Source organism: Aestuariivivens sediminicola (genome assembly GCF_022662015.1).
In the GTDB taxonomy this organism is placed as follows: domain Bacteria; phylum Bacteroidota; class Bacteroidia; order Flavobacteriales; family Flavobacteriaceae; genus Aestuariivivens; species Aestuariivivens sediminicola.
In genome coordinates, this window is the sequence record NZ_JAKMCM010000001.1 from 372,047 (window position 1) to 391,984 (window position 19,938).

The window sequence follows — 19,938 nt, forward strand, 5'->3', positions numbered from 1 at the left end:
ATATCACCCCTGAAACTCATATTTAAACGCCTTGTAATACGCATTAAATTTTTCCTGGGTGTCTAATGTCTTATGGTCATCCTTATGGAACATTTTTAGATACAATTCCAACTGAGATGGTGTTTTATACCCTCGTATCGGGGCAATAACTGAGGCATCTTCATCAAAAAAAACAATTGTTGGATAAGCACTAACCTGCAAATAACCAGTTAACTGATGCGGTGCATTGCGTCTATTGGCATTGGCAGGATTATAGTTTGGATTATCAAACGTTTTATTGTCAAAGGTGACCACTTCATTTCCCTCACCATTAAATTTCACAGCATAATAATACTTGTTCACATAGTCGATGACATCCTTATTTTTAAAGGTGTTTTTATCTAACATTTTACACGGGCCACACCAATTGGTGTATACATCCATCATTATTTTTCGGGGTGATTTCTTTTGGAGCGCCAGGGCTTCGTCTAATGTGAGCCAATTAATTTCCTGGGCTTTAGCATCTATTGAGATACAAACCAAAGATAAAATCAATATCAACATGTTTACTTTCATACTATTTTTTTATAAAATTATTTGCCACAGCTAGCCATTCCTGGGCTCCACCTCTTATGTAACCTGTCCTGCCCAGACTGTTCAAATTCATTCTGCCATCCGATTTTTTCTCGGGGTTTACAAAGAATACGGTGGGATAGCCACTAACTTTAAAAATTTGTTGAAGTTGGTAATTCTGAACTTTAACAGATTGGTCCTGGGGTGTTCTTCTCGGGAAGTCCAATTCCATTAAAACCACATTATTTTTAGCCCATCTCTCGAAATCCTGGGTTTGAAACACTTCTTTCTGAAGTCTTTTACACCAACCACACCAATCGGATCCTGTAAAGAACATGAGCACCGGTTTACGTTCTTGAATCGCAATTTCAGATGCCTTTTTCATATCAGTATGCCATGTTACCTCCTGGGTAAACCCAAAGGCACATGCCAAAATAATCAATAAAGGCACAAGTAGTTTTCGCTTCATAGTCGTTTTTTATTAAGTAAATACACTTCGGTATTTACAAAATCCATACCTAACATACAAAAAAAGCACTTAAAGAAGTGCTTTTTGAGTTTACTTTAACGTTTTTTTCGATTAACGCACCCCATGCATTAGTTTTTTGATCACTGGATATAAAATAGCCGACAATACCGCCAATGCTAAAGAAATACCGGTAAGAATCCAGAAAAAATAACTAATACCATGCTCTAAAGCAATGGCTTCCGAGGATTCGGCAAACATACCAGCCATTTTCATACCTATGGCAATAGCCAAATACCATATCCCGAACATGGTTGCAATCATTCGAGCAGGCACTAACTTACTCACGTAGGACAGGCCAACAGGAGAAATACAAAGTTCGCCCATAGTATGAAACAAATACACCAAAATCAACCATATCATACTCACCTGTGCGGTTTTAGCTCCCGGTTCTATACCCCCGGCACCAAAGGCCACACATGCCATTCCCAATCCCAAAAGTGCCATTCCTATAGCCCATTTCATATTCGCGTTGGGGTTATACTTACTCTCCCACCACTTAGAGAATAAAGGTGCCAACGTAATAATAAATAATGAATTTAAAACAGAGAACCATGAGGCCGGTACTTCTGTCTGATCCTTTTGAAATTCGGCGGAAAGCATCCAGATAGCAATACCCCAGACAATAAGAAAACTCAGTGCTAAAAACAGATTGGATATTGCATATTTAGAAAATGTTTTTTTAAAGAGCATGACTAGGACCCATGTAATAACACCCAGGGGTATTATGGTCATCAGGGAATTTACAATTTTGAAAGTTAAGCCGGCGCCACCCTCCAATGTGCGTTGCGTATAGTCCCTGGCAAAAACGGTTAAAGAACTTGGAGATTGTTCGAAAATAGCCCAAAAAAACATGGTCACAAACGCAAAGAAAATAATAGCGATCATCTTTTCTTTTGTAGTTTTTACATACTTCGGTATTCTGATTATCAACAAAAGTACAAACAAAGCTAAGGCGAATAAAATGGCCACTGTTGGTCCGGACAGGCCAAATATTTCAAAATTAAAAAGATTGTAATTTCCTTCCGATATTTTGGATATAGGATCATTTAAAATCCAGGCTAACCCAAGCAGCGCTGCTACAACGATCATTATCCTTTGTAATTGAGTAAACGGATTCCTTCGATCTTCTGAGTCTTCAGAAACCGATGCTGTTTCCGAGGCAGCCTGACTAGGATCTTCAATCTTCTTTTTGGGTTTGAGGGCAATATTCCCAAAAATGCCCTGAGCGAACCAAAATTGCAACAGACCAAAAAGCATAAATATCCCGGCAATACCAAAGCCCCATGACCAACCCACTTTTTCCCCTAAATAACCGCATAAGAGTATACCGAGAAAAGCACCTGCATTGACACCCATATAGAAAATGGTGTAGGCTCCATCCTTTTTCTCCGGTTTTTCCTTATACATTTCGGAAATTATGGAGGTCATATTAGGTTTGAAGAAACCACTGCCAAAAACTAAAAGGGTTAACCCCGAATAGATAAAGAAGGTGGTTTCGAGGGCCATACAGGCATGTCCTAAAGTCATTAATAAGGCTCCCACAACAACAGCCTTTCGGATACCGATAACATTGTCGGCAAAGTATCCTCCGAGCATCGTTGATAGATACACCAGAGAGGTATAGGTTCCGAATATGGCATAGGCCCATTCCTTAGGCCATCCCCATCCACCTTCTCCCATAATGGAAGCCGTAAAAAACAGGATCAGCAGAGCCCGCATTCCATAATAAGAGAAACGCTCCCACATTTCGGTAAAAAATAATACGAACAAACCTGCCGGATGTCCTAGTACCTTATCTTTAAAAAGATTTTCTACATCTGTAGTCATATATAAAATTTATTAGTTAGTCTCTGTCATACCTCGGTCTCAGGAAGCATCATTTTGCACACCTTCCAGCTCTTCTGCACCATGTGTTAAACGTTTTAATGGTTTCAGGATGGCAATTACCAGTATCCCAAAAATGGTACAGAATATGGCTATTCCCGTAAAGATGTTAAACTCACCATATTCAGAAGCCGATTCACCCAACAGACCGGCTACCTTGTTACCTAAGCCAGTTGCCGCAAAATAAGCACCCATCATAAACGCCATCCAACGTTCCGGTGCCAATTTAGTAATAAAGGATAATGCCACAGGTGAGGCACATAGCTCTCCCAAGGTGTGAAATAAATAAGCGAGAAGAAGCCAGATCATACTCGATTTCTCAACCACTTCGCCAACAGCGTCGTAACTTACTTCTTTACTGGCGATTGACATAAAGAAAAAGCCCCATCCCATAATAATCACGCCTATTGCCATCTTAAACAAAGAAGACGATTCCTTTTTACGATTCTTCCACCATACCCAAAAACTTCCAACCACAGTCGCAAAGATTAAGATAAAAATAGCATTTACAGATTGAAACCAACTTGCCGGAATATCGAAACTTCCCAACCTCAAATCCGTTTTCTGATCGGTATAAATATTCATTAATCCTCCAGCCTGTTCGAAGGAACCCCAAAAGATGATGATGATCAAGAAGGACAAATAGGTTACCAAAATGCGGTCTTTCTCAACTTTATTGCCATCATTATAGACTACTATACCCACCCCCACAGCAAAGGCCAGGGCAATGATTAACAACCCATAGGACCATGAATCCAATCCAAACCACACAAGTAATCCCAGCACAGTCATTATTACAAAACCTACAATGGAGTTTGTATGATGAAAAATGGACATGAAGAGGTTTTTGCTTTCCTTCTTTTCCTCTTCAGTTCTATCATCTATTACCAAATTACCCACATGTCTAATATGTTTCTGTCCCAGCCAATACGTGAGTTGTCCGATACCCATACCGATCCCTGCCAGACCAAAACCATAATGCCATCCTATAGTTTCACCAACGTAACCCACTATAAGTGCTGCCGCCGCAGCTCCCAGATTAATCCCCATGTAGAAAATATAGAATCCCATGTCCCTCTTATTCTGCTCATTTTTCGGATAAAGTCCGCCAACCATAGTTGAAATATTCGGTTTAAGCATCCCTACTCCCATAACAATCAGAATCAATCCCATATAGAACGCCCAAAGCTCCTCAATAGCCAATATGCTATGACCTGCTACCAGCAACATTCCACCGACAAAAACTGATTTTCGCTGTCCCAAAAGTTTGTCCGCAATAATTCCTCCCGGAATAGAGGCCACATAAACAAACATGGTATACCACCCGTAAAGGGCAATCGCGCTATCATTAGCCCATCCAAGTCCTGGATTGTCAACTGCGGTTTCAGCCACAAGGTATAAAACCAAAATAGCGCGCATTCCGTAATAGGAAAAACGTTCCCACATCTCTGTTAAAAACAAAATAAACAGTCCTACCGGATGTCCGAATAGGGTTTTTTGACTAATCGTAGCTGAATCTGACATAATATTCTCTTGTTAGTTAGTTATCCTTTAAGTTCTGATTGCGATTTAACCTTTTCCTCATGTTCTTTTGAACGTTTGTCTCCAAGTTTTTCATGGATAAAACGCGTCATTTTTTTATACAGATGCAATCGTGTATTGCCACCATAAATACCGTGATTATCATCGGGATATACCGCCCAATCAAATGGTTTATCGGCCTGGATCAAGGCCTCAGCCAAACGCATGGCATTTTGTAAATGCACATTATCGTCTGCCGAACCATGCACCAATAAAAAATCACCTTTAAGTTTATCGATATGGCTTAAAGGTGAATTATCATCATACCCACTCGGATTTTCCTGTGGGGTCGACATATATCGTTCGGTATAAATCGTATCGTAAAAACGCCAGCTGGTCACAGGTGCGACAGCAATGGCCATCTTAAACACATCATTTCCCTTAAACAAACAATTGCTACTCATAAAACCACCATAGCTCCATCCCCAGATTCCAATTCTACTGGCATCTATATAGGGTAATTCCCCAAGTTTTTTTGCTGCTGCTATCTGATCCTCGACCTCATATTTACCTAATTCGTTCTGGGTTATCTTCTTAAACTCAGCCCCTTTAAAACCGGTACCTCGACCATCCACACAGGCAATAATATAACCTTCTTGCGCTAAGTGTTGAAACCAATAATCGTTTGAATTGTTCCATTGATTCGACACCTCTTGAGATCCCGGTCCTGAATATTGGTACATGAGTAATGGGTATGTCTTGGTATCATCAAAATCGGAGGGCTTAATCATCCACATATTCAAATCATAACCGTTAACATGTATGGTACTAAATTCCTTTTTGGAGGTCTTATAATTTGAAAGCTTCTGAGAAAGCACATCATTATCTATAATGCTCTTAATCAGATTACCGGAAGCTGCACTGTTTAATGTAAATTCAGGAGGCGTTGTCGCACTGGAAAACGTATTGATGAAATAAGAATAGTCCGCACTGAAAGCGGCACTGTTGGTCCCATCACTTTTTGTTAACCGCTTTTTATCGCGACCGTTCAATTTTATGGCATATACATCCCTGTTAATGGAGCCGTTCTCCACTGATTGATAAAAAATGGTATTTGTCTTTTCATCATAGCCGTAATAGTCGGTTACCTCCCAATTGCCCTTGGTAATCTGGTTGATTAATTGTCCATCGCTATTATAGTGGTATATATGATTGTAGCCATCTTTCTCACTGGTCCAAATAAAACTGTTATCCTTTAAAAATGTAAGGTCATCGGTCACCTTTACATAGGCCTTATCCCTCTCCTCCAAAGCAAGTTTGGCTGAATTGGATCTGGCATTAATAAACCAAAGGTCTAATGCATTCTGATGTCTGTTGAGGTATTGGGCACTTAAAATATCCGGATCGTTAGTCCACTTCATACGTGGAATATAAAAATCATTATAGGATTTGTTAACTTCAACGGTTTTGGTGGTTTCCTCTTTAAGATCATAGATGTGAAGCGATACCTTCGAATTGGCTTCACCGGCCTTGGGGTATTTAAAAACCTGCTGTTCAGGATAAAGTCCCGTACCATAAAGATCCATTGAAAATTCCGGAACATCCGATTCGTCAAATCGTATAAAGGCTAGCTTATCACTATCGGCATTCCATTCAAAAGCACGTACAATCGCAAATTCTTCTTCATAAACCCAGTCGGCTATCCCATTAATAATCTTATTGAATTCACCATCATGAGTCAACTTTAGGGACGCTCCGGTCCTTAAATCCTTAATATAAAGATTGTTGTTATAACCATAGGCTACCTTATTCCCATCAGGAGAAAAGGTAGGTTCCTGGATTTTCTCATCAGCTACTGGAATCGTGGATTCATTGCGTATATCATAAACGAAGTAGTGGCCTAAGGTCGAGCGTCTGTAAATAGGTTCTTCATGCGTTACCAACAAGACTTTGGATTCATCTTCACTAAAGGTATAATCCGTGAAGTACTTCAAAGCTTCAATATCTTCCGAACTTACCAGGGTTTTCACCTTACTTAGGGTTTTATAATCATAAATATCTACTGAAGTACTTCGCGTGGACCGGTCAAAATTAAGCACGGCATACTGTTGTCCATTTCTCATGGAATGCAAGACATCCATGGTTTCGGTTCTAAAGGTCCCGTTCCAAATATCCTGAATGGCTATCGGCTGGTCCTGTGCCGTTATTATCGAAGTTATAAAAAGATAAACTAAAAGTGCATATTTATGAAGATGCATTCCACTATTGTCGATCTTTGTTGAGCTCAAGTACTGCAATAAAAAGGAATTTAAGTTGTGTTGAAAATTACAAATCATATGCAAACAGACAAAAAAAATATTTTTTTCTTAAAATGACGTCAAGTTTACTAAAAATTATGCAAAATCCTAAATTATTAACACTTAAATAAGCTGTCCTTGATAGTGATATCCGATATTCCTGTCAAGAGTAGTATCTTTGCCTAGAAATCGACCAATTTATGAGTAAATCTATTTCAGGCTTTTCCAAGTTGTCCAAGGCAAAAAAGATTGATTGGATTGTTACCACTTATTTTTCAGACTCTGAGGATGCTAGAAAAATTATTGAGCAGTATTGGAATACGGATGCTAAGGTCCAGAAATTACATGATGAGTTCATTGAGAATACCATAACGAATTATTATTTACCCTTAGGGGTAGCACCGAATTTTTTGATCAACGACAAACTTTACACCATTCCAATGGCTATTGAGGAAAGTTCGGTTGTTGCGGCAGCAAGCAAGGCCGCAAAATTTTGGTTGAATCGCGGGGGTTTCAAAACCAAGGTCTATTCAACGATTAAAATTGGACAGGTACATTTTATGTTCCATGGAGATTTCAATAAGCTTAGGACTTTTTTTAACAACATCAAACCCCGACTATTAAAAGAGACCGCTTCCATAACCAAAAATATGGAAGCGCGCGGTGGTGGTATCCTTGACATTGAATTACGAGATAAGACCACTGATATAAAGGGTTACTATCAACTGCACGTGTCATTTGAAACCTTAGATGCCATGGGGGCCAATTTCATAAACTCCTGTTTAGAGCAATTGGCTAAAACCCTACAGACTGAAGCGCTGAATTTTGAATTGTTCTCCGAAACAGAACGTCGGATAGACGTTATTATGAGCATTCTCAGTAATTATGTGCCTGAATGTCTGGTTCGGGCAGAGGTGAGCTGTACGGTTGAGGAATTGACTGAAAACGACGCTATTTCAGGGGAAGCTTTTGCTCGTAAATTTGTTCAGGCTGTCGCTATTGCAGAAGTGGAACCCTATCGTGCCGTAACTCACAATAAAGGAATCATGAATGGCATTGATGCGGTTGTTCTGGCAACAGGAAATGATTTCAGGGCTGTTGAGGCAGGGGTTCATGCCTACGCCTCAAGAACCGGACGTTACAGAAGCCTTACGCATGCTAAGGTAGAAGATGGTCGATTCTATTTTTGGATTGAAATTCCTTTAGCTCTTGGCACTATTGGCGGATTGACACAATTACATCCCCTGGTAAAATTGGCCCTGGAACTATTGCATCATCCCACTGCAAGAGATTTAATGCAAATTGTTGCCGTTGCCGGTTTAGCTCAGAACTTTGCAGCGCTTCGATCCCTAACCACTACGGGCATACAAAAGGGGCATATGAAAATGCATCTCATGAATATTCTCAATCAATTTGGCGCTAACGAAGATGAAAAGCAGGCACTCACAGAATATTTTAAGTCACATACGGTATCCCATAACGCAGTTTCGGATGCACTTCATATTTTAAGATCAAAGACTTAAGTGATGAAAACCTATTTTAGCCATGGCAAACTGCTTCTCTCTGGGGAATACCTTGTTTTGGATGGTGCCAAGGCACTGGCGCTACCTACGATACCAGGACAATCCCTGAAGGTTGATGCTATTGATGAGGAAAAAATTATTTGGAAAAGCTTAGATCACCAAAACAGAATTTGGTATGAAGCCGATTTCGAATTCATCCATCAAGAAGATCAATCCTTACAGTTCGTTCCATTTGGAAATAGCAATAAGATAACCAAAAGATTAATTGAAATATTCGAGGCCATCAATACACTGAATCCAGCGATCTTCAGAGATTCTAAAGGTTATGCCCTCACCTCAGCCTTGTCTTTCCCCAAAGATTGGGGCTTAGGCAGCTCGTCTACATTAGTTAATAATATGGCCCAATGGGCTCAGGTTGATGCATTTCAACTCTTAGAGCTAACATTTGGAGGCAGCGGCTATGATGTCGCCTGTGCCCAACATCACAGGCCTATCACTTACCAGCTGCAAAACTCGAAACCCAAAGTCGAGGAAGTCGAATTCAACCCTTCTTTTAGTGCGCATTTGTATTTTCTTTATCTCAATAAGAAGCAAGACAGCCGTGAGGGAATTGCACGCTATAAAAAGTTAAAAACAACATTAAAGGACCGCATTGATCGTATTACTCAGATTACGGAAGCCATGATTAATTGTGATTCCTTACAGGCATTTGAGTCCTTAATGCAGGATCACGAGACTATTATCACTGAAATCATAAGACAGCCAAGAGTAAAGGAGCGCTTATTTGAAGACTTTGAGGGCTCAATTAAAAGTCTGGGAGCCTGGGGTGGTGATTTTGTTCTTGTGGCCTCCGAAGAAGACCCCAGGTCCTATTTTGAAAAAAAAGGATATCCTACCGTATTGCATTATTCAGACCTTATCCGGTTTTAACCTAGTAATTCCAGAAGATCGGAGTGTTGAACTCTGCTGAGGGCTTGTTCTGCCAAGTCCATAGCAATGCAGCTAACTGCTATCGGTAAAAAAACTTCAACATAAAAAATGCTCCATTCGATGGAGCATTTTCTAAGCTGTATTTAATTCCCTGTTTATTGTACTTGAGTTCTGGCACGGTTATCCTCAATCTCGGCAGCCTCTTTTAAGGCATTATAGACCTTTGAATTCACTGTTCCGGATTTACGCTGCTCCACCCTGTTGGCTGCTGCCTGATAATTATCCAGTTCTACAGCAGGTGTCACCTTGGTCACCTGAACCATATAAACTCCTTTTTCACCTACAATCAATCCTGAGGTCTCCCCTTCATCCAAACCAAAAGCCGTACCTACTACCAAAGGTTCTCTTCCGGCGCCTGAGATGGTCGGTGTTTTCATATTGATGGCCGATGCCGATCTGACCGAAGTGTTTTCGGCTGCAGCCACATCCTCCAAAGTTGTGGCCGTTATACGATCCTTAATCATCTGTGCTTTCTTCTCTTTACGTATCAAAGGCAACACGGTGGCAGAGGCATCTTCAACCGCCATAAGACCTTTGTCATGCCTGGCTACCAATTGCACAATAGCATAGCCCGAAGGAATGGTAAAGCGCTTGATATCCCCGACTTTAGATTCATCTTCAAAAGCCCAGCGCACAATTTGTCTTTGGCTACCAATTCCCGTGATGTTCTCATCTAAGACCTTGATCCCATTGATGGGTCTCACTGTGTAACTGCTTTCATTGGCGACCTCTTGAAAATCATTTTTATCCACCTCGACCTCAAACTTCGATGCATCTCTAAAAACCTTGTTTATGGTGGCTTCCGAAGGTTCGATCTTTTTGGAAATCGTTCCAACATCTACGGCACGTTTTTTATCTGTCTGTCCTTCAATTTCAATGATATGGAATCCGAAAACCGTTTTCACCACATCCAAATCGCCAACTTTGCCCTCAAACTCAAAATCATTGAATTCCGGTACCATGGTATTGTAAGGATGCCAATCATAACGGCCCTCGTTCTGAACACTTCCCTGATCTGACGAAAAGGCCGTAACGAATTCTGGAAACTTAGATCGGTCCCTTTTAAGAACTGCCAATAGGCTGTCTGCAGTTGCCTCGGCTTCAGCCTCAGTACGGGTTACTTCAGGTGTTGCACTTCTCGCTCCCAGATAGGAGATCAATATATGTCTTACTTTAGCCGAGTCGGGAATATTCTTTTCTGCTATTAATTTTGTCAGCTTATAATGGCCATCATGTTTATATGGTCCGAAAACCGCACCTACTTTCAAATTATAAATACTATCGGCAAAGGTTGTCGGCAAACTGTTCTTAAACACAAATTCCTCTTCATATTTTTCACTTGAACCGGCAATAATATTAATGTATTCGGCATTTTTATTTACTTTAGAAAACGCTACAATCGTATCTTTTCTGCCAGTTTCATCAACCAAACGTCCGTTGAGATACATATTCAGTTCTGCTTTAATCGCTTCTTCGTCCTCTAATGTGGCTTCCTCCTTGAATTCAACATAGCGGATGTCTCGTGAAGCCTCAACTTCATATTGTTTTTTATGCGCTTTTATATAGGCCGAAATATCCGATTTAGATACTGAAACCGTACTGTCGGGTATGGCGGTAAAGGGTACCTGAACATATTTAATATCTACTTTATCGCCCTCTAACTTATGGTCCAGCTCACCCTCGGCAAGTGTACCTGTCAACCCTGCTTTTACCAAATTATTATAGTTTTGCTGTAACGCGTTTACGGCAATGTTTTGCTCATAATTGGTCCAATCGGCATAGGTTATGGGTTGTCCATTGAAAAATCCGGGTTGCGGTGCAATATCTTTCAAATTGGCGATAAACTCATTCAACTTATTTTCATCAAAAAGGCCGGCTTCATTTAAAAATTGTGGATTCGTTGCCAACGCCGTTTTTATTAAATCCCTCATTTTGTCCTTTTCAACTGAAATACCCAACTCCTCATATTGCGATTCCATGACTGCCTTTCTTACCTCTTGATCCCAAACCCGGTTAACCACCTGGGTATTCGTAGCATTAGGCCCGGACTGTCTCTGGGCGACTTCAACTTTTTGTAAAAAATCCTCTCTTGTGATATCCTTACCATTAATGGTTGCCACAATATTCTGTGACTTTGAAACTAACGCATCGCTATTTCTAAACAAATCTGCAAGGACAAAAGAGAATAAAGCCAATGCAATAATCAATATTAAAAAAAGCGAACGTTGTCTGATCTTATTTAAAACTGCCATTTTTAAAAATTTTATTTTAAAACCAAATGTACTGGTATGTTGTTATTCTAAATAGTTCATCTTCGTCGTGTTGACAAAAATACCGTGCGCGAAAATACCATTTTATAATAAATAATAAAAGTAGAATGATGCAATTATTAGTATGATCCTCATTACTATTAATCCGAGTCCAGTACCTTCAGTTCCACAAGGTCGATTTTCGTATGAGACACTTCTAGGATAGTGAACTGAAATGCATCAATAGAGACCACCTCATCACGTTGTGGAATCTCTTCGGTATGATTCACGATCAATCCCCCCAGGGTTTCATAATTTTCACTTTCGGGAAGGTTTAACTTATAGGTTTCATTAATCTGGTCGACTTCCATACGTGCAGAGAACTTAAAGGTTTGATCATCTATGCGCTCCTCAATTAAAACTGCTGTATCGTGCTCGTCCTCAATTTCGCCAAACAGCTCTTCAACAATATCTTCGACCGTCATGATACCGGAAGTACCGCCATATTCATCTATGACGACAGCAATACTTTTATGCTTTTTGGTAAGCACTCCTAAAACATCCTTAATTAAAACGGTCTCCGGCACGAACTCAACGGGCACCATTACAGATTTAATGGTTTTCGGCTTTTTAAACAGCTCAAATGAATGCACATAACCCAAAATATCATCAATAGTGTCTTTATACACTAATATTTTCGTACAACCGGTTTCGGTGAACAAGGTATTTAACGCCTTAATGGATTCGTTAATCTCAACCGCAATTATTTCAGTTCTCGGCACCATGACTTCCCTTGCTTTGACTTCTGAGAATTCCAGGGCATTCTGAAATATCTGTATTTCCGAATCAATATCATCATGCTCTTCTACGGATTCCATTTGTTCACTGATATAGTTACCCAATTCCACTTTCGTAAAGGCCAGTTGTATCTGATCACCTTCGGTTTTGAAAAAGGTCTTTAATACCGTATCCGAAATCCAAATCACAAAATCAGAAATAAAGTTGAACAACACATAAAACAAATACGCAGGAATAGCCAGGGCTTTAATCAAGGTATTGGCATAGACTTGAAAAAATACTTTTGGCAAAAATTCAGCGGTAATTAAAATGATTATGGTAGAGATAATGGTTTGTGACAACAAACTCAAATCGGTAATCATATAGTTTAACACATCCGATTCGGTAGGTAAAAAAGACTGAAACCAGGCTACCAGCATATCCCCCATAAAAAGGCCGTAAACCACCAGGGCGATATTGTTACCGATAAGCATGGTAGCTATAAATTTTGATGGTTTGGCGGTTATCTTCCCTAATATGGTAGCTAACAGACCCTCCTGCTTTTTCTCGATCTCAATATGGATTTTATTCGAAGAGACATAGGCAATCTCCATACCTGAAAAAAATGCGGACAGCATTAAAGAAACAATAATAACAGCAAGTTCGATACTCATCCTGGCTATTGATCTTTATTTTCCATTTTTTTGGCAAAACGCCTTCTGAAGAAAAACATGAATACGGCCGTAGCAGCCAACAAAATGGACGTATATGCCACGGTACCCTCATTTGCATATTTTACGATGGCATCATAAGCGAATAAAACAGCAAATACGAGATATGCATATTGAAAGAATTTTGAATATTTCATACAACAGTCGGATACAATTATACAGGGTGTAAAGATACTTAAAATTAATCGAGTAGTGTAAACATTATTGAGAGGTCATTTCTAAAGTTTGAACTTTTGGGGTTAATGGATTCCTGCTTCCGCAGGAATGACAAAAAAATTCCTATTTCATAATGTACACAAAGAACATAAGGTATGAATTTCTAAACAATAGCGTTTAACATCATCTACTTTTAAGGGCAGTCCATTCACGCATATCCAAAGTCACCACTTTACTGTCATTCCTGCGCAGGCAGGAATCCACAATGATGCATTTATTCTAATTGTAATGAAATGAACTTATAAAAAGACGGATAATCCAATGATGAAACGCTTCAATACTGCGCGTTGTTCGGAAATCAATTCGTCCTCAGCTTAAGGGAGTACTTATTCCTCTACAGTAATATTACCCGTAGGTTCCAGCACGCTCGCATTGTTGAATTTCGTGTCGGAGTCGAATATATTGCCATGAATAACATCAGTCGTGGTTTTAAAGGTCACGGGGTAGTTGGTAAACAACCATTCTTTATCCTGATCGTAATACAACTGTTCCGCAAATAACGTGTCCTTATTATGGGTGGCAATCCGAACGTTACCCTGCAAATCAATAATATTGGTTTTATCGTAATTAATGGCATAGTCTGCCACAACAACACTTTTATTCTGATATTCATCGAACAGGTCCAGAACAATCCCTTCAGGGAATTCACTAAAAGCAAATGTCCTATTGGAATAATCCAACATTTTAGGACTCACCAGTATGGCTTTTATTCTACCGGAATCGGTATATTTTAAATGGATATCCTCTGCGACCCCAATAGGTTCGTTTTCCGATATACCGATATTCTGCACATCACTAAAATTGTCCTTACATGACACGTGCACGACCAAAAGAACGACGACAAAAAGACATCGATTAAACAACTTATAGTGCTGTCCTAAATACTCCTGAAACATGATCCTTTAAAAAGAAAAAATAGCCTTTGAAAAAAACATAGTCACCATAACTATGGTGACTATGATGGATTACTATTATGTTATATGCGCTTGCATTAAATATTTGGTACGGTAACCGAAGACCCAATCCAACAACTTATTTTTATGGATTGACCACTATTACCTTCTGTAAATATCTCAGATTTCGTCGGGGCCTTGGCTGTGTAGTTAGCAACAGACTGTGCTGCGGCTTTCTTTAAGGTCGGATCTACGCGAGCTGCTTTAGCTGCTTCGTCGGCTGCCAACCAATATACGGCTCTCTTATTAAAGTTCGTGTCGCCGCAGTCCTTGGCACTGGCAGCATACATCGCTGCAATTGATAAGTGCGGACGACCATTTGATGGATTCAGCTTAAGCGCTTCTCTGAAGAACCCTCTTGCAGAGGCATAACTGCCTCTCGCTTTTAACTTTAAGCCAATTCTATTGTTAAGCTTGGCCTTTTTATAGCTATCTGTCTCCAATTCAATGGCTTGCTTGTAAAATGAAATCGCCTCACTCGATTTCCCTTCCTTATCTTTTAAGATGCCCAGATAGTAGGCCGAATTAGCCGATGGACTCAGGTCATGGTAGGCGTTAACGAGTTTAAAGAATAAGGGGTGATCGGTACATTCCTTTTCAGACATTTTACCCGCCGCACGCTGTAACCATACCGTACTCGTTTTATTCTCATCGAAGCCTTTTTCGTAAAGCGGAATCAGGTTCTCACAATTGGCCCGGTCTCCCAACTTCGAATCTATACTGCTCGCTATCTTGTCGTAAGCATTGAGATAACTTTCGTAAAATCTTTTGTATTTCCCTTCCTTACTGCTTAACTGAGCTCCTGCATCTTCTTTTTCAATGAGCTTATTTAATTTTTCAGAATAGTTCTGCACCTCGTCTTCAACCTTTTCAACAACGTCGTCATATTTATTGAATAACTCACCGGCACTCTTTTTCTTGGCATCATATAAATCCACCATCAAAGAGAAATAGGTATATAGGCTTTTGGGATTGGTAAATGTTGCTTTATCTAATTTATAGGCATCATCAAAGCATGCATACAGGTCTGAATCCGATAAATTCAGTTCTTTTCTGTAATCGTACTTTAACTGACAGGCCTGTGCAGCATATTCACCCTTAGGGGTTTTACTCGCAAAATGCACGCCTCGTTCTTCCCAAACTTTTAAAAGGTCCTTGATGTAGTTCACTTTCTCGGCACCAGAAGATTTTTCGATTTTGTGCTCCAATATTTTCTCCCCGTCAATATAAATCGCATTGTTAAACTTTGGGCACTTGTTTCTGACTGCCATCCAAGGTTCGTAAGCCGCATCAAAATTCTTAGCTTTCACATATTCATGGAAAATAGAAAGCTTGGTCATACATTCTTCATCCTGTTGCGCAAAACCTATGTTAAGAACAAAAAGTAAGAGTGTCACTAAGGTAATTTTCGTCTTCATGATAATAATTCTACTGTTAGTTATATTTTCGTTTCATAAACCATCTATCGTTCAAAGATAAGCTTAATTGAACATTTATAAAATTCTCTTCAATAAGATTATTCGATGTCGTACCACGTTGTCCTATTTCAACACCGATATTGGCATTGGAAAAACTGGTAATCTCACCTACTGGCAATCCTACTCCAAAAGATATGCCAAACTCCTTAATAGATTCATCGTTAATCCGCAGGCCTGTTTTCTCGTAACGCATACCTGCTCTATACACCCAACGTTTTAAAAAGCCATTGAAGGCACTGTACTGCGGTATATAAAATCCACCTACTGAAATTAAAGAGGCATCTTCATAGGCAGTAGCGCCTCCAGTATACAGCGGATTGGAAAACTCGCTGATCTTCTGAGAGGTATATTCCGCACCAAAGAACCACTTTCTTGGCTCCCCAATACCAGCCCCAAATGAGAATTTCGAAGGCAGTGTCAGCTTGGTTTCCAGCAAACCAAGGGCTTCCAAATCGGTTTCTATCCGATTCACCACAATCTCATTATCATTCGAATTTACAAATATAGTGGAAAATGAGCGTTCATTTTGTGAGGTCAGGTTACTCTTTGGCGTAAAGGTAGCACTGGAAACGAATTCCAGCTTTTCACTGAACATACTTCTAAAGTACAGGCCCAAATTAAAATTCAGGCCGCTTAAATCGGAACGGTTATTTTCCCTGGTCTGATATTGAAGGGGTATGTCCTGTTCATCATATTGAAATTCAATAACACTGTTTTGGATATTACCGAAATTATAATGGGCGTCGACTCCAATACTCAGCCCTTTTGTAATCTGATAGCCCAAACCAAGAAAAGCCATATTGAGCCCTCCTTCTCCTTTAAAACGATTCTCTAAATCCCCATTGTCATTGAGTGATTCCAATCTATATCCCACCGCCGTGTATGGCAAAAGACCAAATCCCACACCGAATTTACCGATGGGGACATTCAATGCGAGATAATCAAATGTCGTGGAAGAGGCCTTATCGGTGCTCGATTCACTTTTCAGATTTATGTTGGAATAACTCCCTCCAACCGTAAACTTCACCGGTCTGCTCTCATTACCCCAAAGCTCGAGATTATTTCCTGTGAAGGTCGCAGGATTTCGGAGATTCACATGGACACTGTCCGCATAGACACCCAATCCTCCCATACTCCTGTTCTCCACCGTACCCTTAAACTTCAGGCTGCCAATACCGTAAAACGAATAGGGTGAGGCATTACCTTCCTGGGAATACCCATGAAAGGCGATAACCGCAATAAAAACTACTACAAGTTTTTTTAACATTAAATCGTATTAAATTGTAATAAATAATTCAGTCCCTCTAAAAGAAAATTAGAGTTGGCAAATATGCTACTTTTTAATTGTTTAGACAAGAATTTAGCATCTCCACCTGTTAAAATTACTGTTAAATCGGGATATTTTTGTTGATATGCCTGAATAACACCATCGATTTCCTTTAAAACCCCATGTACCACCCCGGAGTGCATGGCGCCTTGGGTTGAGTTTCCTATGAGGCTATCAGGCTTCTTTACGTCCAGCAAGGGTAAATTGGCCGTTAGGTTATGTAATGCTTTATAACGCATGTCAATTCCCGGTGAAATGGCTCCTCCCAAATACGCATTCTTGTTGTTGATAAAATCGAAGGTGATACAGGTCCCTGCATCTATGATCAGCACATCCGTATTTGGGTAGGTCTTAAACGCGGCACCGACCAGAGCCAACCTGTCAACGCCCAGGGTTTCCGGTGTTTTATAACAATTCTCAAAGGGGAGTTTAGAGCTGTGATCCAGTTTAAAGAGCTTAAATCGTTCCTCTAAAGCCATCATACGGCTGGTTTCCAATCTCGCAACGGAAGATATAATGGCCCATTCAATTTGCGGATAGTCCAATGAAATCGTATGAATGTTGCGATTCAGACGACCTATTGGTACGGTATCCTTAAAGACCATCTGGTCCTTGTCGAATACGGCGAGCTTTACCATTGAATTCCCTACGTCAATTACTAAATTCATAGTGGATGTAAAGTGTAAATCTACAAAATGAAGACTAGTTTAATCTTAAATATTCTATAATTATTATTCTATTCTTTTTTTTAATTTTTCTTTTGGCAAATGCCAAAAATGAATATATTTGCACCCGCCTGAATCCCACTTAAGATATTTGGTATTCGGGTGCGCTTTTGCGGCGGTACCTTAGCTCAGTTGGTAGAGCAAAGGACTGAAAATCCTTGTGTCCCTGGTTCGATTCCTGGAGGTACCACATTTAAACCCTGAAACAGAAATGTTTACAGGGTTTTTTGTTTTTACAGCCTGGCTCTGTTCCCCAATAAAATAAACTCAGACCTCAAATTACCTATTCAGCATGAGGGGCAAAATAAGGTCTTAAACTGTTTCTGAAGGGGCATTTAATTTTTTTATTGGTCTTTCGGTTGACTGTAATATCCACCAATCATGTGATGTCATTGTATTCTTTCATTAATTGTCTGATTTTTAGTATCTTTATTAAAGTTTGATATTTATTGACAAACCATATACTTCATCTAAACTATACAGAGATCATGAGAACAACTTCCAATCAAAACTTCCGTCCTCTAAGATTTTTTAAAGACCATAAAAGTATGACTTCGTTTTTATCGATTTTATTAACGATTGCCTTTATGAACCTTATTGTAAGCTGTTCATATTATAATGTTAAAAGTGTTACTACGACCCCCGATACAATAGCGAACAGCATCGATAGTTTTGCCAAATCACAAAAATATGCAGTCATACATTCGGGAATGACGATTTGGCATTTAAGTCAGCTGGAAGTCAACGAACAGCAAAAAACAATGTCGGGGATTGCAAAAAGGTTAGACGTAATACATATTCCCAAAAAACCCAGAGAATCAAAAACGACTCATCGATATAATGGTAAAAAAGAAGTTTTAAATGAAGTTCATTTTTATGTCACTACGAAAAGCACTGTCAATTATGGTGAACGGATTACCATTCCCTTCTCTGAAATAAACTCTATTTCAATAAACGATTTAAACAGTGGAAGAACGATTATAAATATAGTTTTAGGTACAATTGGAGTTTTGGCGGTTCTTGCAATTATTGTTGCTTTGACAAAAAGTTCCTGTCCCTTCATTTATGTAAATGATGGAGGCGAATACATATTTACCGGTGAGCTCTATCCAGGTGTGTTAACAGCAAATCAACAACGCGATGATTATTTGTTATTGCCCAAAATAGACGAAACAAATGGCACCTATTGTATTAAAATTACCAATGAATTAAAGGAGATTCAGTACACCGATTTTGTCCAGTTACTGGAAGTCAATCATCCTAAAAACACTAAGGTATTACTGGACAAAAATGGTAATCCACATAGCTATACTGATATCATATCACCTATACATGTATCCCTCGACAATTTAAAATCTGATAGCGCTCCAGCACTTTTGAAAGACAATAGCTCTTTTATGTTTGACACGAAAATATCTGGCACAAGCAGTACAAGATACATCGAATTACAATTTAAAAAACCGCCACAAGCCGATCAAGGTAAATTATTTTTAACAGCAAAAAATTCGTTGTGGTTGGATTATGTTTTTGGAAAATTTAATGCGCAATTTGGCACCTATTACAATCAATTTCAAAAAGATCAGCAAAAAGCGTCTAAGGAAAAAAGCACAAAATGGATGAATGACCAAAACATTCCATTGTCCGTTTATTTAAAAACTAACAACGGCTGGGAATTGGTGGAAAGAATAAACACCGTAGGTCCAATGGCTTTTAGAGATTTAGCCGTGCCAATCGATTTAAAAGGTGTCAAAGGAGAGGACCTTACCATAAAACTTGAATCCGGATTTATGTTTTGGGAAATAGATTATGTTGGTATGGACTTTACAAAGGATCTGCCATTGCATATTAACTATATTAATCCTGATGAAGCTGTTGATGGAAACAATAATATTGTAACCAAACTGCTTTCATTTGAAGATCAAAATTATTTTGTTCAACCTCATATAGGCGATGAAGTTATCGTTAATTTTAAAATACATGAACCCCAACCTGAATTAAATCGCACCTTTTTCTTAAAGAACAGAGGCTACTATAACTATATCAGAAACTATACGGATGAACCCAATTTTCAAAATCTTAAACTATTCAGGAAAGCAGGTGCTTTTACTGATTTTTCAAAATTTGAATACGATGCCTTAATGGATTATGAGAGTCAATTTGACTTGGCATCTCAATCCAATTAGACC

At 39.3% G+C, this 19,938-nt stretch carries 15 protein-coding genes and 1 tRNA gene; 4 read left to right on the top strand and 12 right to left on the bottom strand.

Going from position 1 to position 19,938, the window contains the following annotated elements; all coding sequences use genetic code 11:
• Positions 1-3: 3 nt before the first annotated feature.
• The 5 genes from MR041_RS01655 to MR041_RS01675 all read right to left on the bottom strand — a co-directional run bounded on the left by MR041_RS01655 (position 4) and on the right by MR041_RS01675 (position 6,744).
• Entirely contained in the window at positions 4-555 is a 552-nt protein-coding gene (locus MR041_RS01655; protein ID WP_242091841.1) for a thioredoxin family protein, read from the bottom strand.
• A gap of 1 nt (position 556) precedes the next feature.
• Positions 557-1,021, bottom strand: coding sequence for a thioredoxin family protein (locus tag MR041_RS01660; RefSeq protein WP_242091842.1), 465 nt, complete (start codon positions 1,019-1,021; stop codon positions 557-559).
• A gap of 111 nt (positions 1,022-1,132) precedes the next feature.
• A complete protein-coding gene (locus MR041_RS01665) occupies positions 1,133-2,908 on the bottom strand; it encodes a peptide MFS transporter (RefSeq protein ID WP_242091843.1) in 1,776 nt (591 codons plus the stop codon).
• Positions 2,909-2,947: 39 nt separating this feature from the next.
• On the bottom strand, positions 2,948-4,489 hold the full coding sequence (locus MR041_RS01670; RefSeq protein WP_242091844.1) for a peptide MFS transporter: 1,542 nt from the start codon (positions 4,487-4,489) through the stop codon (positions 2,948-2,950).
• A 20-nt stretch (positions 4,490-4,509) separates the two neighbouring features.
• The gene (locus MR041_RS01675) at positions 4,510-6,744 is read right to left on the bottom strand and encodes a S9 family peptidase (RefSeq protein ID WP_242091845.1); all 2,235 of its coding nucleotides are present in this window, start codon (positions 6,742-6,744) and stop codon (positions 4,510-4,512) included.
• Between the two features lie 239 nt (positions 6,745-6,983).
• Between MR041_RS01675 and MR041_RS01680 the strand changes: the two genes are divergently transcribed.
• The gene (locus MR041_RS01680; protein ID WP_242091846.1) at positions 6,984-8,306 is read left to right on the top strand and encodes a hydroxymethylglutaryl-CoA reductase, degradative; all 1,323 of its coding nucleotides are present in this window, start codon (positions 6,984-6,986) and stop codon (positions 8,304-8,306) included.
• 3 nt (positions 8,307-8,309) lie between these two features.
• A complete protein-coding gene (locus MR041_RS01685; protein ID WP_242091847.1) occupies positions 8,310-9,236 on the top strand; it encodes a GYDIA family GHMP kinase in 927 nt (308 codons plus the stop codon).
• Between the two features lie 155 nt (positions 9,237-9,391).
• Here MR041_RS01685 and MR041_RS01690 read toward each other — a convergent pair whose 3' ends face one another.
• From MR041_RS01690 to MR041_RS01720, 7 genes are all read right to left on the bottom strand, one after another.
• Positions 9,392-11,548: a peptidylprolyl isomerase gene (locus MR041_RS01690; protein WP_242091848.1), complete on the bottom strand. Its 2,157-nt coding sequence runs from the start codon at positions 11,546-11,548 to the stop codon at positions 9,392-9,394.
• Positions 11,549-11,706: 158 nt separating this feature from the next.
• The gene (locus MR041_RS01695) at positions 11,707-12,996 is read right to left on the bottom strand and encodes a hemolysin family protein (protein ID WP_242091849.1); all 1,290 of its coding nucleotides are present in this window, start codon (positions 12,994-12,996) and stop codon (positions 11,707-11,709) included.
• 5 nt (positions 12,997-13,001) lie between these two features.
• Positions 13,002-13,190 (bottom strand): hypothetical protein, encoded by a 189-nt coding sequence (locus MR041_RS01700; RefSeq protein WP_242091850.1) that lies wholly within the window; start codon positions 13,188-13,190, stop codon positions 13,002-13,004.
• Between the two features lie 405 nt (positions 13,191-13,595).
• The gene (lptC, locus tag MR041_RS01705) at positions 13,596-14,165 is read right to left on the bottom strand and encodes an LPS export ABC transporter periplasmic protein LptC (RefSeq protein WP_242091851.1); all 570 of its coding nucleotides are present in this window, start codon (positions 14,163-14,165) and stop codon (positions 13,596-13,598) included.
• A gap of 95 nt (positions 14,166-14,260) precedes the next feature.
• Positions 14,261-15,640: a tetratricopeptide repeat protein gene (locus MR041_RS01710; RefSeq protein WP_242091852.1), complete on the bottom strand. Its 1,380-nt coding sequence runs from the start codon at positions 15,638-15,640 to the stop codon at positions 14,261-14,263.
• Positions 15,641-15,656: 16 nt separating this feature from the next.
• Positions 15,657-16,967 carry a BamG family beta-barrel-assembly machinery protein gene (gene bamG, locus MR041_RS01715; RefSeq protein WP_242091853.1) on the bottom strand — a complete coding sequence of 437 codons (1,311 nt, stop codon included), beginning with the start codon at positions 16,965-16,967 and terminating at the stop codon, positions 15,657-15,659.
• Positions 16,967-17,695 carry a type III pantothenate kinase gene (locus MR041_RS01720; RefSeq protein ID WP_242091854.1) on the bottom strand — a complete coding sequence of 243 codons (729 nt, stop codon included), beginning with the start codon at positions 17,693-17,695 and terminating at the stop codon, positions 16,967-16,969. Before MR041_RS01720 ends, bamG begins: the two co-directional genes overlap by 1 nt.
• 174 nt (positions 17,696-17,869) lie before the next feature.
• Here MR041_RS01720 and MR041_RS01725 point away from each other — a divergent pair.
• Positions 17,870-17,942 (top strand) — tRNA-Phe (locus tag MR041_RS01725).
• Between the two features lie 298 nt (positions 17,943-18,240).
• The gene (locus tag MR041_RS01730) at positions 18,241-19,935 is read left to right on the top strand and encodes a hypothetical protein (RefSeq protein ID WP_242091855.1); all 1,695 of its coding nucleotides are present in this window, start codon (positions 18,241-18,243) and stop codon (positions 19,933-19,935) included.
• The last annotated feature ends 3 nt before the right edge of the window (positions 19,936-19,938 follow it).

What these genes read in the sequence shown, in the direction of transcription:
- MR041_RS01710 (WP_242091852.1), bottom strand. Translation starts at nt 15,640, where the DNA reads ATGAAGACGAAAATTACCTTAGTGACACTCTTACTTTTTGTTCTTAAC.
- MR041_RS01665 (WP_242091843.1), bottom strand. Translation starts at nt 2,908, where the DNA reads ATGACTACAGATGTAGAAAATCTTTTTAAAGATAAGGTACTAGGACAT.
- MR041_RS01670 (WP_242091844.1), bottom strand. Translation starts at nt 4,489, where the DNA reads ATGTCAGATTCAGCTACGATTAGTCAAAAAACCCTATTCGGACATCCG.
- MR041_RS01660 (WP_242091842.1), bottom strand. Translation starts at nt 1,021, where the DNA reads ATGAAGCGAAAACTACTTGTGCCTTTATTGATTATTTTGGCATGTGCC.
- MR041_RS01730 (WP_242091855.1), top strand. Translation starts at nt 18,241, where the DNA reads ATGAGAACAACTTCCAATCAAAACTTCCGTCCTCTAAGATTTTTTAAA.
- bamG (WP_242091853.1), bottom strand. Translation starts at nt 16,967, where the DNA reads ATGTTAAAAAAACTTGTAGTAGTTTTTATTGCGGTTATCGCCTTTCAT.
- MR041_RS01675 (WP_242091845.1), bottom strand. Translation starts at nt 6,744, where the DNA reads ATGCATCTTCATAAATATGCACTTTTAGTTTATCTTTTTATAACTTCG.
- MR041_RS01685 (WP_242091847.1), top strand. Translation starts at nt 8,310, where the DNA reads ATGAAAACCTATTTTAGCCATGGCAAACTGCTTCTCTCTGGGGAATAC.
- lptC (WP_242091851.1), bottom strand. Translation starts at nt 14,165, where the DNA reads ATGTTTCAGGAGTATTTAGGACAGCACTATAAGTTGTTTAATCGATGT.
- MR041_RS01695 (WP_242091849.1), bottom strand. Translation starts at nt 12,996, where the DNA reads ATGAGTATCGAACTTGCTGTTATTATTGTTTCTTTAATGCTGTCCGCA.
- MR041_RS01720 (WP_242091854.1), bottom strand. Translation starts at nt 17,695, where the DNA reads ATGAATTTAGTAATTGACGTAGGGAATTCAATGGTAAAGCTCGCCGTA.
- MR041_RS01690 (WP_242091848.1), bottom strand. Translation starts at nt 11,548, where the DNA reads ATGGCAGTTTTAAATAAGATCAGACAACGTTCGCTTTTTTTAATATTG.
- MR041_RS01680 (WP_242091846.1), top strand. Translation starts at nt 6,984, where the DNA reads ATGAGTAAATCTATTTCAGGCTTTTCCAAGTTGTCCAAGGCAAAAAAG.
- MR041_RS01655 (WP_242091841.1), bottom strand. Translation starts at nt 555, where the DNA reads ATGAAAGTAAACATGTTGATATTGATTTTATCTTTGGTTTGTATCTCA.
- MR041_RS01700 (WP_242091850.1), bottom strand. Translation starts at nt 13,190, where the DNA reads ATGAAATATTCAAAATTCTTTCAATATGCATATCTCGTATTTGCTGTT.